This window comes from Pseudomonas sp. MYb541 (assembly GCF_037479595.1).
Taxonomy (GTDB): Bacteria; Pseudomonadota; Gammaproteobacteria; order Pseudomonadales; family Pseudomonadaceae; genus Aquipseudomonas; species Aquipseudomonas canadensis.
In genome coordinates this window covers 135,499-150,900 of sequence record NZ_JBBGYS010000001.1, presented here as the reverse complement: position 1 = coordinate 150,900, position 15,402 = coordinate 135,499, and the positions used below count along the sequence as shown (strand labels likewise).

Here is a 15,402-nt window from a genome sequence, read left to right as displayed (position 1 = left end):
GATGTGGTACGCCTGGGCCGCGCTGGCGGCGTCGGCGGTATGTTGTTGCACCATGGCGGTCACGTCCGAGGCGAACTTCACCACTTTGCACAGGCGTCCGCCGGCGTCGTATACCGGGTTGTAGTTCGCTTCGAGCCACACGGCCTGACCGTTCTTATCCACCCGTTCGAACTGGCCGCTGAACATTTCGCCCTGGTTCAGACGCTTCCAGAAGTCGCTGTAGGTCGAGCTGCTGGCCACGGCCGCGCTGCAGAAGATGCGGTGATGCTGGCCCTGGATCTGCGCCAGGGTGTAACCCATGCGCTGCAGGAAGTTGGCGTTGGCTGTGATGATGGTGCCGTCGAGGTTGAACTCGATCACTGCCATGGCGCGGCCGATGGCGGCCAGTTTGGCATTGGCTTCGCTTTCGGCCTGCAGGCGCGGCGTGACGTCCATGGCGTACTTCACCACTTTGATGACTTGACCTGCTTCGTCACGCACCGGGTTGTAGCTGGCCTCCAGCCAAACCGACTGGCCATCGCCCGCCACCCGTTCAAAGGTGCCGGACTGGAACTGGCCATTACGCAGGTTCGACCACAGCTGGTTGTACTCGGCGCTGCGGGCGAATGCGGTGGTGCAGAACATACGGTGGGACTGGCCCTCGATCTGCTCGGCGCGGTAGCCCATGGTCTGGAGGAAGTTGGCATTGGCTCGCAGCACAGTGCCGGACAGGTCGAATTCGATTACCGCCATGGAGCGCTCGATGGCATCCAGCAGGCTGGCCTGTTGGGCGGCGGTGTGTTGCAGGGCGTTGATGGTTTTTTTATGGGCTTTAAATAGCATGTTCGGGGGCTCGGGCAAGCAAGCTTCTGGGTTTCCTTGGGTATGCGCCTGCCCCCGTAAGGCATTCGCTATACGGTTGACTTGCTCATTGTCAGCTTCCTTGTACCGACAGCGGGGGTGGAACAACGGGTTCAGAGTGATCAGCCTGACAAGAAGTTCGCCTCAGGGGCAGGACCTTTTTTGGGTAGCCGACAAATGGTGGCATTATGCTTTCTCCTGGCGTGCAGGCACGAGGATTCAGACGAGGGTCGTAGGACAACCTCAGGCGGAATGAGCGATCACTGCTTCGCTGATGTTGACCCGATTACGCCCGGTGTCCTTGGCGGCATACAGCGCGCGATCCGCCGCATTCAGCCACATGGCGGCGTCGGTAAAGAAGGGCTGGAAATCAGCCAGGCCGATGCTCAGGCTCACGCGCAATTCAGGGATCTGCGGGTTGCGGTAATTGCTGAAGGTCTCGCGCATGCGTTCCATCATCTGTGCCGCGTCTTCCAGCGGAACTTGCGGAAGAATCACACAGAATTCATCGCCACCGTAACGCCCGGCCAGGTCGTTTTCACGCAAGTTGCGTCGCAACTCCAGGCTCAGTTGACGCAGGACCGCGTCGCCGACGATGTGGCCGTGGGTGTCGTTGATCTGCTTGAAGTGATCGATATCGATCAACGCGATGGTGGCATGGCTTTGCTGCTGTTGGCACTTATGAAATTTAAGGTGCAGCAAGTCTTTCCATGAGCCGTGGTTCAGCAGACCGGTGAGGCTGTCGGTTCGGCTGAGGGCGCTGAGTGCGCGTTTGTGTTCCGACAACTTAATCGCCAACTGATAGCAAACCATGCCGATGGCCATGGGGTAGAGCGTCAGCATCGGCAGGCAGGTGTAGACCTGGGTGAGGCTGACGTTGGGGTTGAATTTGATGCCGAAAAGCGCACAGGCGACCCCGATACCGGCCACTTGCGCCAGTAGCCCACGCAGGAACAGCCGCTTGCCGCCCGCCGCCACGTTGTTCATGGTCATCATGGAAAGGATGGTAACGGTTGTCAGTGGTGTGAACTGCGTGGTGGCGGCCCAGAACCCGCCGAACAATGAGTCGTACAGCAGGTTGCGTTGCTCGGCCTGGTAGGGGAATTGCGAGCGTGCTGAGAGTTGGTAGGCCACATGTGCCCAGGCGAACCCGTTGAACAACAGGAATGCCCAGACCCACCCCGGCATTGCGAGCGGATAAAGAGCGCCTGTGACACTGATGCAGCCGATGCCCAAGCCGATAATCCTTGGCTTGTAGATACGTCTGGCAAATGAAAGCCCTTTGCCTCGTCTGTTTTCCATAAATTCCTGGAGCCGTTTTTTTCTGCAGGTGCGGCAAGGTGCGTCAGCGGGTTGAACCGTTGATCGGATAATAATTGTGAATATTGTCAGTTATTCGCGTAGGAATAATCAGTGTCCTTCCAAGCCATTTGCTCAGGACAGCGTGCGAATATGTCAAAAGCGACCTGGAATGTCGTTCACACAACAGGTTTTTACGGCTGCCGGGGCGACGTGACTTCGTAGCCGGCCAGGAACAGGTCGATAGCCGACTCGATGACACTGGCCTGACAGGCGGCGTCCAGGACTGGTTGGCCCAGGGTAATCTGCGGCCAGAATGCAAACGCCTTGAGCAGGCTCTGGATCTGGTGGGCGGCAAATGCCGGGTCACTGCAATTGAGCCGGCCATCGTCCTGGGCGGCGCGTACCCATTGGGTAAATCCTTCTTCGCGCTTGCTCAGGCGGGTGACCATGTCTTGCGCGCGCTCCGGCGAATGGATGGTGGCGGCGATGGCGACCCGGGCCAGGTCGAGGAAATTGGCATCCGCCATCATCTTCATCTTCGCTTCCAGCAAGCCGCGCAATTGTTCGCGCAGCGGGCGGTCGCTGGCGTAGCTGACGTCGAGCTGCGCAACGCTGCTGGCCCAGAGTTGATGGAGAATTTCGGCGAACAACTCTTCTTTGCTGGGGAAGTGGTTGTACACCGTGCGCTTGGAAACGCCGGCGGTGGCGGCGATCTTGTCCATGCTGGTCACCTCGAAACCGTTTTCGCGAAATTCAGCGATGGCCGCGGCCACGATGGCTTCGCGTTTACGGTCGGTGAGGCGTTGAGGGGCAGTCATGGAGGGCGCTCGGTTCGTCAAGGAAAGTTACACTCTGTAGTTTACTTGCTGTGTGTTTTGTTGCAATCTTGAAACTACACTGTGCAGTGTAATTCAAGAGCGGTCTGTAGGAGTCACCTGTAAATGGCCACGATTTCGTCCCGTGTTGATTCTTCGCCGGCAGCGCCCAAGCAAGACCAAGGGCACTTCAGCAACGATGCACCCGTGCCGCAGGGTGGCTTCGGCAAGACCTTGCGTATTTTCTGGAACATGCTGTTCAACAAGCCGCGCACCACGCGGCCGGTAGGACAGATTCCGGTGCAGCCGCTGACCCGCGAGCAGTTGCTGGCGGCGCCGGATCACAGCGTGTTTCGCCTCGGGCATTCCACCGTTTTACTGAAAATGCGCGGCAAATTCTGGGTGACCGACCCGGTGTTCGCCGAGCGTGCATCGCCGTTCAGTTGGGCCGGCCCCAAGCGTTTCCACCAACCGCCCATCAGTCTTGAAGAGCTGCCGCCGTTAGAAGCGGTGATTCTTTCACACAACCATTACGACCATCTGGACCGCAAGGCTGTCGTCCAATTGGCCGATAAGACCCGCTACTTTCTCGCGCCTCTGGGCGTCGGGGATATCCTGGTGAAATGGGGCGTGGACGCCAGCAAAGTGCGGCAACTGGATTGGTGGCAGGGCACCGAAGTGGATGGCATCCGGTTTGTCGCCACACCAGCGCAGCATTTTTCCGGGCGGGGCCTGTTTGATGCCAACCAGACCTTGTGGTGTTCCTGGGTGATGATCGATGGTGCGCGACGGATTTTTTTCAGCGGCGATACCGGTTACTTCGACGGTTTTAAACGTATCGGTGAACAGTACGGCCCGTTTGACCTGACGCTGATGGAAACAGGTGCTTACAACGTCGATTGGCCGCACGTGCACATGCAACCTGAGCAAACCCTGCAAGCGCATATCGACCTCAAAGGCCGCTGGTTGCTGCCGATTCACAACGGCACCTTCGACTTGGCGTTCCATGCCTGGCATGAACCGTTCGACCGCATTATGGCCCTGGCCTGGGAGCGTAACGTGTTTATCACCACACCGCAGATGGGGCAGGCGTTCAGCTTGCACCAGCCTGACCGAGGGTATGCGTGGTGGCTGGAGGTAGAAACCCAAGGTGCAGAGGAGCGCCTCGCCAACTGAAGTAAGCGGCGTCGGAAAAAGGAGTTTTCAAGCTGTTTCAGAGCTGCGACAGACGCCAGTCAAGGGTGCGATGATCCCCGGAAAGTCATTTCTCGGGGGCGGATTTTATGGACGGTAAATGTCAGAAATATTGGCATGCAGGTATGACTTGCCCGACGGGCCAACCTGTTCCTGTTCTCGCTGAATGTTCAGGCCTGGCGATTATAGCCAACAATCATGCGAGCCCTAAAGGGATCGATTTCGGCGTCGAGCCCCTGGCTCGTGAAAACCCTGGGCGAAGCGTCCCCGTTCCAGGATATGACGCTCCGAGTCTTCCTCTGAAACCCTTGCGGGACCCATCGCTTTCATTGATTGCGTTGAGTGGAGTCGATCCTTCCGGGCCGGTGATGGTTGAAGTCCCCCTAGTAGAAAACAACACGGCTTTCACGGCGGATCACGCGCTGGGCGGCAGGCGCGTGGGGTTTGCCGAGCGGTTTGTAGATGACCACGAACATGGGCGGATCGAGCACAACTCATCCTTCCTGAGAGCCTTGGACATATTGCGTCGATCCGGAGCTGAGCTGATACCGGTGGCTGCCCACCGGGCCAATCACACCCTTCACACCCGCAACGAAATCGATGAGCTGGTGCGTGCATTCCGACTGGATGCCCTGGTATCCGACAGCCGCAACAGCGCCTTCCACAGCGCGTGCTGGAGTGGCTACCCAGGGTTTGGCACGCCGCTCGAGGATGGCGCGACGCTGTGGTTCTACGGTGCGCGATGGGCGAAGGATTGGCTGCCGGTTTTGGTGCTGGGGTATCAAAACGGACGCCGACTGATGGAACGGCAGGACGAGCCACCCGCAGCGCTGAACTATCCCACACGGTGAGTCACCCGCGTCGCGCAGCCAATGAGGAGTGGAGTTTTTAGACTGGCCACGGATCAACGTTGGTCCTTCTTCATTTCTTACTCCTCAAGAGGTCTTATGTTGGGCATCGCATCTGTAGGAATCGCATATGGCATGGGCTCCATGGCCCTGCAAGTCGTACAGTCCTTCGCTGGAGGCTACTCACCCGTTGCTTCAAAACCCTTGCCAGCCGGTACTGAGTACCTCAGTGTCAACGAGCTAAGCAGGCAAATGGCCCTCCCGGGCGGGCTTACTTCGGCCGATCTGGTCACTCATCTGCAGGAGCGGATTCGCAGGCTGGATCCGCAACTGAACGCTGTTATTGAACTCAACCCAAATGCGCTTGAAACCGCACGTGAACTGGACCGTGAGCGGGCCAGCGGCAACGTGCGCGGGCCGCTGCATGGCATTCCCATCTTGCTCAAGGACACGATCGAAACCGAAGGTATGCAAACCAGTGCAGGTGCGTTTGGGTTGGTCGGTGCAACGGCCGGTAAGAACGCCCCGTTGGTGGACTACCTGATCAAGCAGGGCGCAGTGATCCTCGGTAAAACCAATATGACTGAAATGGCTGGGTTCCGTGGGGGGGCCGATGGCTGGAGCAGTCGAGGCGGGCAAACCCGTAACCCTCATCAAGCGGATGCCGACGTGGGAGGTTCCAGTTCCGGTTCCGCCGCAGCGGTTGCTGCTGGCTTCGCGCCTTTGGCGGTGGGTGCGGAAACCAATGGTTCGATCATTGTGCCGGCAGCACGCAACGGTATTGTCGGGTTCAAGCCTACTGTCGGGCTGCTGGATCGTAACGGGACTATTCCGGCGAGCCATCACCAGGACACACCGGGCCCGATGACGCGTTCGGTGTTTGATGCTGCGTTGATGCTCAATGCCATGTCGGGCAGTGATCCTAAGGACCCGGCAAGCGTAGGAGCGCCCCAAGGTATCGATTACACGCAGTTGCTGGTACCAGGGGCCTTGAAAGGCAAGCGTATCGGCTACCCTGCCACGTTCTCCAAAGATGGCGAAACCCTGTCAGTGGAGAACAGCCCGCAGTTCAATCGGACACTGGACGTGCTTCGCGAGCAAGGCGCGGTGTTGGTGCCGGTCAACCTGCGCCTGGCCGATGCCTCACGCTACGACGAACTGTTGCTCTCGGATGTGAAGGAAGAACTGAACACCTACCTGGGCAAGCGCTCGGGGTTGCCGGTCAAGTCGCTGACTGAACTGATCCGGTTCAACGATTTACGTGACGGCAGTGAGACGGATCATCAGCCAGTGCTCAAGGAAATCAGCGCCACAACCCTGACACCAGAGGAACGCAAGCCACTTTGGGATGCGCTCATTCAGGATTTCAGAAACACGATCGATGACCCGATCAAGGCAGAAAACCTGGACGCGATGGTGTCGGATTTCGACACCAACAGTTACTTCGGTGTCGCAGCGGCCGGCTATCCGGGAATTGCCGTACCGTCTGGCTTCGATGAGGGTGGCATACCCACCAGTGCCCACTTCTTTGGTACCCAATGGGCCGAACCTACCTTGCTGGCAGTGGCCCATGGGTATGAGCAGGCAGCTCAGGTAGCGGTTAAACCGGAACTTTGACGCCGTAACGTGCCGCTGGGGAGCGATGTGACAGGTTGGGGCCCAGGGCCAGGCGTGCTGTTTCATAGGCGTCCCAGTCCAGGCGGTCGGGCAATGAGGGGATTGTCACCTTCTCACCCTGGGCAAGGCCTGCCAGCGCGGCATCCACCAGATTTTCCGTGGTCATGACGATGGTGTCGGGGAGGTTGTTCACTGGTAGTCCCGCGACATCCCAGAACTCGGTGGCGGTGGCGCCGGGCAGCACCACTTGAACACTGACACCTTTGTCGCTCAGTTCATGGTCGAGGGATTCACTGAACGCCTGCACAAAGGCCTTGGTGCCGCTGTACACACCATTCAACAACTTAGGCGCGACCGCGACGATTGAGCCGATGTTGATCAGGGTGCCACGACCCTGGGCAACGAAATTGGTCGCGGCAGCTTTTGCCAGGCGAGTGAGCGCGAGGACATTGAGCAGGATCATGGCGTCCATCTTGTCCGCGTCCGAGGCCAGCAGTGACGCCGTTGCACCGACGCCGGCGTTGTTCACCAGCAGGCTGATGCGGCTATCTTCAAGCAGAATCTGTTCAATGCGCGCCAGGTCGGCAGGCAAGTTGAGGTCGGCCGCCACTGTCTGGATGTCCCGTTGGGTCTCGGCTTTCAGTCGGGCCGCGAGTTGGTCCAGTCGTTGCTGGTTGCGCGCCACCAGAATCAGGTCGTAACCCTGGCGAGCCAGGCGGTCGGCATACACAGCGCCAATCCCGGACGAAGCGCCAGTGATCAGGGCGAAACCTTTGGATTGAGTCATTGCAGTTGCTCCAGAAGGGCCGGGGAAGGGCGGCCTTGTTGGAACCAAGATTATGGGTGTAATGTATTGGCTGCAATGTCGTATATCCCTCCTTTTGGGACATGAGGTCTCGCCATGGTATCAATCGGTATTCTGCTGTTTCCCGGGTTCCAGATGCTCAGCCTGGGCACCAGTACCGTGTTCGAATTTGCCAACTTTGAGTTGGACCAGCCGTTCTATCGCGTGGACCTGTTGTCGGAACACGGTGGGCCAATCAAAAGCTCCATGGGTTTCGCCATCGATACCGTGCCCTTCGGCCAACAGCACTACGACACATTGCTGGTGGTGGGAGACAACGAATTGCTGAAAGCCACGCCCAGGATGCTGACCTACTTGCAGCAAGCCATGTTTACCTCGCGTCGCGTGACATCGGCCTGCACCGGCTCCTTTTATCTGGCCGCCGCTGGGTTGCTGGAGGGCCGCAAAGCGACGACCCATTGGTACCACGCACACACGTTTCGCCAGGCCTACCCGAATGTACGGCTGGAGGAAGATCGGATCTTCACCGTCGATGGTCCGCTCTGGACCTCCGCCGGCCTGACCGCCGCCCTCGACCTGGCCCTGGCACTGGTCGAGCATGACCTGGGTGTTGAGGTTGCACGCGCAGTGGCGCGTAAATTGGTGGTCTACCATCGCCGCGCAGGTGGCCAGTCGCAATTCTCCGCACTGTTGGAAATCGCCCCCAAATCCGACCGCGTGCAAACCGCCCTGGTCTACGCCCGACAACACTTGCAGGCCGATCTCTCAGTAGAGCAGTTGGCTGAAGTCGCCCACTTGAGCCCACGCCAATTCAGCCGATTGTTCCGTGCCGAAACCGGCCAGTCACCCGCCAAGGCTATCGAGCGGTTGCGCATCGAGGCAGCCCGCCTGTTGCTTGAGTCTGGCGATCATTCCATCGATATCATCGCCAGCGAGACCGGCTTCGGCGACCCGGAGCGCATGCGCCGCGCTTTCCTAAGGGCCTTTGGTCAACCGCCGCAAATGATGCGTCGGGCACTGCAACTGCAGGCTTGAAGCTCTATGTACCACTAGGTTCAAGTGGTGCCGACGTTGCCCCTATCAAGCGAGAGAGGATGCCTTGCCCCACAGGCGCCGGTTCTTCGGTGTCGAACCGGCGCACACTCATCCCCCACCCCGGCGCAAACCCTGGGAAGAACACCAACCCTTCAGCCTCCAACCGAAACGCCAGGGCCAGGCGGGTTTCATCACCCACGTCATATTGGTTTTCAAACTGTTGAACCGCCTCAACCGCCACTCCGGCCTGGTGAGCCAGGTCTTCCCGGCTCCAGCCCAAGATCGCGCGGGCCTGCACGCTGTGCTTGGCGGTGAATTGATGCAGGACGATCTGCTGTTCTACGAAAGAGCTCATTGCCAGAGAGGACATGGGTTTTCTCCAGGTTCGACGGGGGAGGACAAACTATACTGTGTTTTTGTACAGTTGTTTTGACCGCTCATCAACTGGATTCTCGAACATCCACTATTCCACCCCTGGCGCCTCCCGAATGATCAGGTGGTCGAGGTTCTCGATGTTCGCGCTGAATACCCCAAACGTCTGCTCGGGATTCTTTTTACTCGGCACCTGTTGCAGCTGCGGCGTCACCCCGTAGAAGAAGCAGTACAACGCTCGCTCACTGTCTACTGCTGCCTTGATCTGCTCTAAAAACGCTTTGCGCTTGCGATAGTTCTCTATCAGCTTTTTACTCAGGTAGACGTTGACCGAGTAGGGCTTCTTGTCGAGCCACACTTTCTTTTCGAAGTCGATGCGAAAGCTACTGGTGTAGTCCTTGATCGCCTTGATCTTGCCCCAGTAGATCAGGCCCTTGTTGTCTTGCAGGTATTCGATCTTCTTGAAAAACGTCCAGTAGCTCGCGGTGTGGTCACCGATCTTCAACGGCATGGACTTGAGCTTGTCCTTGTCGTCGATGTTGGACACGAAACATTCCACCGGGTGGGCGAACACGCTGGTTTTGTCTGGAGTGCTGTCATTGGGACTATGGGATACAGAGCCTCGGTTTGAAGGCACTTTCAGTGGATCGTGTGGGACGCTTCCCTCTGTAATCACAACTGGTGTCTTGCGTTCGTACTGACGACGGGTGAGGACAAACTCCGATGGGAAATTGTCCTCACGCTCGTCGTCATTTTCATCTGTCGCGGTTTTATGGCGACTGGCGTAACGACAACCCTCTATATGCCGGGTGCTGGTCTTGTTCTTGAAATGCGGCGTACGCAGGTAATTGACGTTTTTGGCGTTGAAGGTGCTCAGTGCGTTGCTGGTATCAAACGCCGCACGACATTCATCATTAGGGCAGAGGAAGCTGTCCTTGTCTGAGTCAAAGTCGGTTGTTTCGTCGAAATTCAGGTCTCGTACGTCGTAGATCGACAACTTGTCATCGAGACTCAGGCTGTAGGCCGTGTCGAATTTCATCGGGCTCGGGTCCGTGAGAGGTTTCGCTATTAATAGCGGGATCTTGCGTAAATATCAGCAAGAACCTGCAACCCGTCGCCCGCTCAAGAAGCACAGCGTTCCACCGACCGCAGTCAGCGCCCCCAATGCATAGAACATGCTGGCCGGCGCCGCATTGATCAGCAGATAGCCGCAAATCACCGGGCTCATCGCCCCTCCAAACGCGGCCAGGTTCTGCGCTCCGTAGTAACTGCCGCGCAGTGCATCCGGCGCGATGGTGTCGATAAACAGGAACTCGGAGGGGTAGATGATCATCTCGCCGAGGGTGAATACGAACATCGCCAGGCACCAGGTGAGCAGGCTGTCCGCGAGGCTGAAACCGATCAGCCCGGCAATGAACAGCAGCGTGCCGAGCACGATCCAGTAGCGCAGTTGTTCACGCTTGAGAAAGCGGCCGATCTGGTACTGCATCAGAATTACGGTGATGGCATTGCACGCCAGCACCGCAGACAGAATTTTCAGCGCCTCGGCGGGCTTGTAGGCCACCAGCAAGAACTGCGACAGATACAGGGTGTAGCGCCCATGGACAATGGTGCTCAGCAAGCTGCCGCTGGTGAACAGGATGAGTGTGCGGTCGCTGCGCAACGTGCGCAGGGTGGTGAGAAAACTCAAGGGCTTGTTGCTGTCATCCCGTTGGGTGGGCGGGATGCCGATCATCAGGAACAGGCTGCCAAAGGCGATCGCACTGGCAATCAGGAACGGTGCCAGTTGCATGTGGCCGGCGATCACCACGCCGACCATCGGGCCTGTGGCGTAGCCGACGTTGGTCAGGGTGTAGCGCAGGGAAAACACCTTGGCACGGTCACCCACCGGCAGGTTCTCGCTGATGATGGCTTTTGAGCCAATCAGGAACAGCGCCGACGCCGCTTCGGTGATGACCAGGGTCAGGGTAGTGAGGTAGAGGTTGCTGGCAAAAGTCAGCAACAGAAAACCGATGGAGCTGGAGAGCATGGCCAGGATCAGCAGCTTGCGCTTTTCCAGGCGGTCGATGATGTAGCCGCCGTACAGGCCCAGCAAGGTCGCGATAAAGACGGCAATGCCCATCAGCAGGCCGATGTCCTGCTGGTTCAGGCCCAGACGGGTACTCAGCAACAGGGCCAGCAACGGGCTGGTCATGGCGCGGCTGACCACGATGGTCACCGAGCAGATCATCAGGCGGCGGATTACCAGGGAGTAGGTGGCCACGGTGGGGGCAAGTGTCCTTGTTATTTTCTCAAGACAATACACATCAAATGTGGGAGCTGGCTTGCCTGCGATAGCGGTGGTTCAGGCAATGATGATGCAAGCTGACCTGCCGCCATCGCAGGCAAGCCAGCTCCCACACTTGGATCGACTTACTGGCCGGCGTTGATGGAGATTTTTTCTACGGCGCCTTGCTCCAGGTCCCACTTTTTCAGGATCTTGCCGTAGGTGCCGTCATCAATCATGCCCTGCAACGCTTCACTGATCGCCGTGACCAGTTCCGTGTTGCTCTTCTCAATCCCAAGCCCCGTGAATTGCTTGGAAATCGCCAGGCCCACCGGCTTGTACTTGCCCTTGTCCAGCGACATCAAGTAGGGAATTGTCTCGCTGCCCTGCATCGCCGCATCCAGGCGATTCTGCTGCAACTGCGCCCGCGCATCCGCCGAGCCTTCAGTCCCAATCACCACAATCGCCGGCTTACCCGCCGCTTCGCAGTTTTCCTTGCTCCATGCGGCAATTTCCGACGGCCAGGTGGTACGGCGGCTGGTGCCGACTTTTTTACCGCACAGGTCAGTCAATTCCTTGAGGTCTTCACGCTTGGCCATCGTGTACAGCTGCGGGCCGCTGGTGAAGTAGTCGATGAAGGTCACGGACTTCTGGCGTTCGGCGGTGTCGGTCATGCCCGACAGCACGATGTCCACACGCTTGGTGGTCAGGCCGCTTAGCATCTGCTCGAAGCCGGTTTCCTGCCATTTGATCTTTACGCCCAGGCGCTCGGCCAGGGCGTTGCCCAGGTCAAAGTCCAGGCCGGTGATCTTGTTGGTGGCCGGGTCCTTGAAATCCATCGGCGGATAGTTCGGCACGATGGCCGCGCTGATCTCGCCCTTGTCCTTGATTGCCGCCGGCAATGCCGCGAAAACAGCGGAGGAGGCCATCAGGCCTGCGAGCAACGTTGGGATAAACAATTTTTTCATGGGGGCGTTCTCGTTTGTTTTTTAGTTAAGTGCGAACGGCAGAAATAAAGCTTTGGGTACGCGGGTTTTGTGGGCTTATTAGAATTTCTTCGGGGCTGCCGGCTTCCACAATCTGGCCGGCATCCATGAACACCATGCGGTTTGAGACTTCGCGGGCAAAGCCCAATTCATGGGTGACCACGATCATGGTCATGCCGGTGGTGGCCAAATCACGCATCACCGACAGCACTTCGCCTACCAGCTCCGGGTCGAGGGCTGACGTGGGTTCGTCAAACAGCATCAATTTGGGTCGCATCGCCAACGCACGGGCAATCGCTACCCGCTGTTGCTGGCCGCCGGACAATTCCACTGGGTAAGCATTGCGCTTGTCCGCCAGGCCTACGCGGGCCAGCAGTTCCAACGCATCTTCGATAGCTTCCTTGGGCGAGCGCTTGAGCACCTGGCACGGGCCTTCGATGATGTTCTGCAACACGGTCATGTGCGGGAACAAATTGAAGCGCTGGAACACCATGCCGGTCGCCAGGCGCTGGCGGGCGATCTGCGATTCGTTCATCTCATGCAGCTTGTTGCCGACGACGCGGTAACCCACCAGTTCGCCGTCGACCCACAGGCCGCCCTTGTCGATTTTTTCCAGTTGGTTGACGCAACGCAGCAGGGTGCTTTTACCAGACCCCGACGGGCCGATGATGCACATCACTTCGCCTTGCTCGACCTCGATATTGATGTCGCGCAGCGCGTGATACTGGTCGTAATACTTGTTCAGGTTGACGGCCTTGACGATGCTTCTCATGGGGCAAATCTCCTCAACCCAGACTTACGAACGCTTGCCGGCGCCGCGGGCAAAACGACGCTCGAGGCGGCTTTGACCAAATGAAAGAACAGTCACCACCGCCAGGTACCAGATGCCTGCCACGATCAGCAGCTCCATGACCCGCGCGTTGGCGTAGTAGATGTTTTGCGCGTTGTGCAGCAGCTCCGAGTACTGGATCACGCTGGCCAGGCTGGTCATTTTCACCATGCTGATGAACTCGTTGCCTACAGGCGGGATAATTACTCGCATCGCCTGCGGAAGAATGATCCTACGCAGCGCCTGAAGGCTCGGCATGCCGATGGACTTGGCGGCTTCGTACTGGCCGGTGTCCACCGACAGCAAGCCGGCGCGGACCACCTCGGCGGTGTAGGCGCCCTGGTTGATGCTCAAACCGAGCAGGGCGGCCACGAACGGCGTCATCAGGTCGACGGTGTCGATACTGAACAGGCCGGGAATCGCGATCACCGGGAAAATCAACGCCAGGTTGAACCACAGCAGCAGCTGCAGGATCAGCGGTGTGCCTCGGAACAGCCAGGTGTAGGTGATTGCCACATAACGCAGGATCGGGTTGGCCGACATGCGCATGATCGCCGTGATCACCCCGATCACCACACCCAGTGCCATCGCCAAAATCGACATGACAATGGTGTTCACCAGACCCCAGAGAATGGCCTCAGACGTGAGGAACTGACCGATGTAGGACCATTCGATCTGGCCATTGGCGAATGCGCGCAACAGCGCGGCCAACACGATCACGATCAGCGTGGCAAAAAACATCCGCCCGTAATAGCGACGCGGCACGTGCTCGTACTGCGTGATATCAAACTGGTTCTCGGACAACTTGCGCTCGGCTTCCAAGCGCTCTGCCGGGGTTTGGTTCATGGTGATTCTCCAAAAAAGCGATTACCGCTGTACTCGGTGCAACTGTTGAAACCCGATTCAATGTGGGAGCTGGCTTGCCTGCGATGGCGATCTTGTGGACGCTATCGCCGGCAAGCCGGGCTCCTATAGGTGTGGGTTAAATTCGAAAACCGGTGTAGCTGTCGGCCCATTGCTGTTGGGTCGCCAACGCCACTTTCAACCGCTCAATTTGCTCGCGAACTCGCTCCGGCGCCGTGCCCCCCCAACCACTGCGCGCCGCAATCGCCGCTTCCAGGGTCAAGCAGTCGCGCACTTCGGGGGTGAGTCGTGCATCCACCTCCGCCAACATCGCCGGCGAGGCTTCCCACAGTTCAATCTCATGCTTCTCACACGCCTGCACCAACGCGCCGGTAATCTCATGGGCCTCTTTGAACGGCACACCACGGGTCGCCAACCAATCCGCCACCTCTGTCGCCAAGGTAAAGCCCATCGGCGCCTGACGCCGCAGCTCTTCCACCTGTACCTTCATGGTCGCAACCATTCCCGCCATCGCCGGTAACACAAGCAATAAGGTATCCACACTGTCCAACACACTGTGCTTGTCTTCACTCAAATCACGGTTGTACGACAGCGGCAACGACTTGAGCGTCGACATCAACCCCGTCAGGTTGCCGATCAACCGCCCAGCCTTGCCCCGTGCCAGTTCGGCAATGTCCGGGTTCTTTTTCTGCGGCATGATCGAACTGCCAGTGGCGTAGGCATCATCCAACACCACCCAACGAAACTGCCGTGACGACCATAGGCAAAACTCTTCGGACAGGCGCGAAATATTCACCCCGAGCATGCCCGCCACAAACAGGAACTCCGCCACATGGTCACGGCTGGCGACGGCGTCGATGGAGTTTTCGCACGGCCCGGTGTAGCCCATTTCCTTGGCCGAATGCTCCGGCTGGCGCGCAATCGCCGAACCCGCCATTGCCGCTGCGCCCAGTGGCGACAGCGCCGTACGCGCATCCCAATCCACCAGACGTTGCACATCCCTCAACATCGACTGCGCGTGTGCGAGCAGGTGATGGGCGAACACAATCGGCTGCGCCTGCTGCAAATGGGTAAAGCCGGGGCAGATACTCTCGATATGCTGCTCGGCTTGCTCCACCAACGCCTGCTGCAAACCCAGCACCTCGGTGGTGATGGTGCGCGCGTGGTCCCGTAGGAAAAGCCGCAGGTCATTGGCTGTCTGATCGTTGCGAGAACGCCCGGCGCGCAACTTGCCGCCCAAGGCGCCCAGGCGCTCGGTCAATACGCGTTCGATAAAGGTGTGTACGTCCTCGTCATCCAGGGTCGGGTGCAGGTTGCCGGTGGCGAAATCCGCACCGATCTCGTCCAGAGCGGCCAGGGTGCGTAAGGTTTCCGACTCATCGAGCAACCCGGCGCGCTGCAACTCACGGGCATGGGCACGGGAGCCGGCCAGGTCGTAGGGCGTCAGGCGGAAATAGCGCTCGGGGCAACGCGACAACGCAGCCAATGCAGCAGACGGGCCGGTCTTGAAACGAGCGCCCCAAAGGCGGTCGGTGGGCTGGGACATGGATATTCCTCACGCTTGTTTTTAGAAGAGTCGGAGGCAGTAAAAATAAGGTTTCAACTAGACTGAACCAGCGTCTGACGCGC

General features: G+C 58.6%; 14 protein-coding genes and 1 pseudogene. 4 read left to right on the top strand and 11 right to left on the bottom strand.

Going from position 1 to position 15,402, the window contains the following annotated elements; translation table 11 throughout:
- Positions 1-54: 54 nt before the first annotated feature.
- The 3 genes and pseudogenes from WH299_RS29565 to WH299_RS00730 all read right to left on the bottom strand — a co-directional run.
- Positions 55-822 (bottom strand): annotated as a pseudogene (locus tag WH299_RS29565) (PAS domain-containing protein); the annotation flags it as partial.
- Positions 823-1,083: 261 nt separating this feature from the next.
- Positions 1,084-2,142 carry a diguanylate cyclase gene (locus WH299_RS00735; protein WP_339549383.1) on the bottom strand — a complete coding sequence of 353 codons (1,059 nt, stop codon included), beginning with the start codon at positions 2,140-2,142 and terminating at the stop codon, positions 1,084-1,086.
- A gap of 191 nt (positions 2,143-2,333) precedes the next feature.
- Positions 2,334-2,960 (bottom strand): TetR/AcrR family transcriptional regulator, encoded by a 627-nt coding sequence (locus tag WH299_RS00730; RefSeq protein ID WP_122728418.1) that lies wholly within the window; start codon positions 2,958-2,960, stop codon positions 2,334-2,336.
- A 123-nt stretch (positions 2,961-3,083) separates the two neighbouring features.
- On the opposite strand from WH299_RS00730, the gene WH299_RS00725 reads away from it, so the two are divergent.
- From WH299_RS00725 to WH299_RS00715, 3 genes are all read left to right on the top strand, one after another.
- Positions 3,084-4,133, top strand: coding sequence for an MBL fold metallo-hydrolase (locus WH299_RS00725; RefSeq protein WP_122728415.1), 1,050 nt, complete (start codon positions 3,084-3,086; stop codon positions 4,131-4,133).
- Between the two features lie 356 nt (positions 4,134-4,489).
- The gene (locus tag WH299_RS00720) at positions 4,490-5,002 is read left to right on the top strand and encodes a hypothetical protein (RefSeq protein WP_339549382.1); all 513 of its coding nucleotides are present in this window, start codon (positions 4,490-4,492) and stop codon (positions 5,000-5,002) included.
- Between the two features lie 249 nt (positions 5,003-5,251).
- Positions 5,252-6,616 carry an amidase family protein gene (locus tag WH299_RS00715; RefSeq protein ID WP_339549381.1) on the top strand — a complete coding sequence of 455 codons (1,365 nt, stop codon included), beginning with the start codon at positions 5,252-5,254 and terminating at the stop codon, positions 6,614-6,616.
- Here WH299_RS00715 and WH299_RS00710 read toward each other — a convergent pair.
- A complete protein-coding gene (locus tag WH299_RS00710; protein ID WP_339549379.1) occupies positions 6,600-7,403 on the bottom strand; it encodes an SDR family NAD(P)-dependent oxidoreductase in 804 nt (267 codons plus the stop codon). The two genes, WH299_RS00715 and WH299_RS00710, sit on opposite strands and share 17 nt — an antisense overlap.
- A 114-nt stretch (positions 7,404-7,517) precedes the next feature.
- Here WH299_RS00710 and WH299_RS00705 point away from each other — a divergent pair, with 114 nt between their 5' ends.
- Positions 7,518-8,456 (top strand): GlxA family transcriptional regulator, encoded by a 939-nt coding sequence (locus WH299_RS00705; protein ID WP_339549378.1) that lies wholly within the window; start codon positions 7,518-7,520, stop codon positions 8,454-8,456.
- Positions 8,457-8,460: 4 nt separating this feature from the next.
- Here the strand turns inward: WH299_RS00705 and WH299_RS00700 are convergent, their stop codons facing one another.
- From WH299_RS00700 to argH, 7 genes are all read right to left on the bottom strand, one after another.
- Positions 8,461-8,826, bottom strand: a complete 366-nt coding sequence (locus WH299_RS00700; protein WP_122728404.1) for a helix-turn-helix domain-containing protein — start codon at positions 8,824-8,826, stop codon at positions 8,461-8,463.
- 93 nt (positions 8,827-8,919) lie between these two features.
- The gene (locus WH299_RS00695; RefSeq protein ID WP_122728403.1) at positions 8,920-9,867 is read right to left on the bottom strand and encodes a hypothetical protein; all 948 of its coding nucleotides are present in this window, start codon (positions 9,865-9,867) and stop codon (positions 8,920-8,922) included.
- A 54-nt stretch (positions 9,868-9,921) separates the two neighbouring features.
- Positions 9,922-11,091: an MFS transporter gene (locus WH299_RS00690; protein WP_028617629.1), complete on the bottom strand. Its 1,170-nt coding sequence runs from the start codon at positions 11,089-11,091 to the stop codon at positions 9,922-9,924.
- Positions 11,092-11,240: 149 nt separating this feature from the next.
- Positions 11,241-12,062: an ABC transporter substrate-binding protein gene (locus WH299_RS00685; protein ID WP_122728401.1), complete on the bottom strand. Its 822-nt coding sequence runs from the start codon at positions 12,060-12,062 to the stop codon at positions 11,241-11,243.
- A 25-nt stretch (positions 12,063-12,087) separates the two neighbouring features.
- Positions 12,088-12,852, bottom strand: coding sequence for an amino acid ABC transporter ATP-binding protein (locus tag WH299_RS00680; RefSeq protein ID WP_010208290.1), 765 nt, complete (start codon positions 12,850-12,852; stop codon positions 12,088-12,090).
- 24 nt (positions 12,853-12,876) lie between these two features.
- Complete coding sequence (locus WH299_RS00675) at positions 12,877-13,755, bottom strand: amino acid ABC transporter permease (protein WP_016979819.1); 879 nt, start codon at positions 13,753-13,755, stop codon at positions 12,877-12,879.
- Positions 13,756-13,891: 136 nt separating this feature from the next.
- Positions 13,892-15,319, bottom strand: a complete 1,428-nt coding sequence (gene argH / locus WH299_RS00670; protein ID WP_126570640.1) for an argininosuccinate lyase — start codon at positions 15,317-15,319, stop codon at positions 13,892-13,894.
- Between the last annotated feature and the right edge of the window lie 83 nt (positions 15,320-15,402).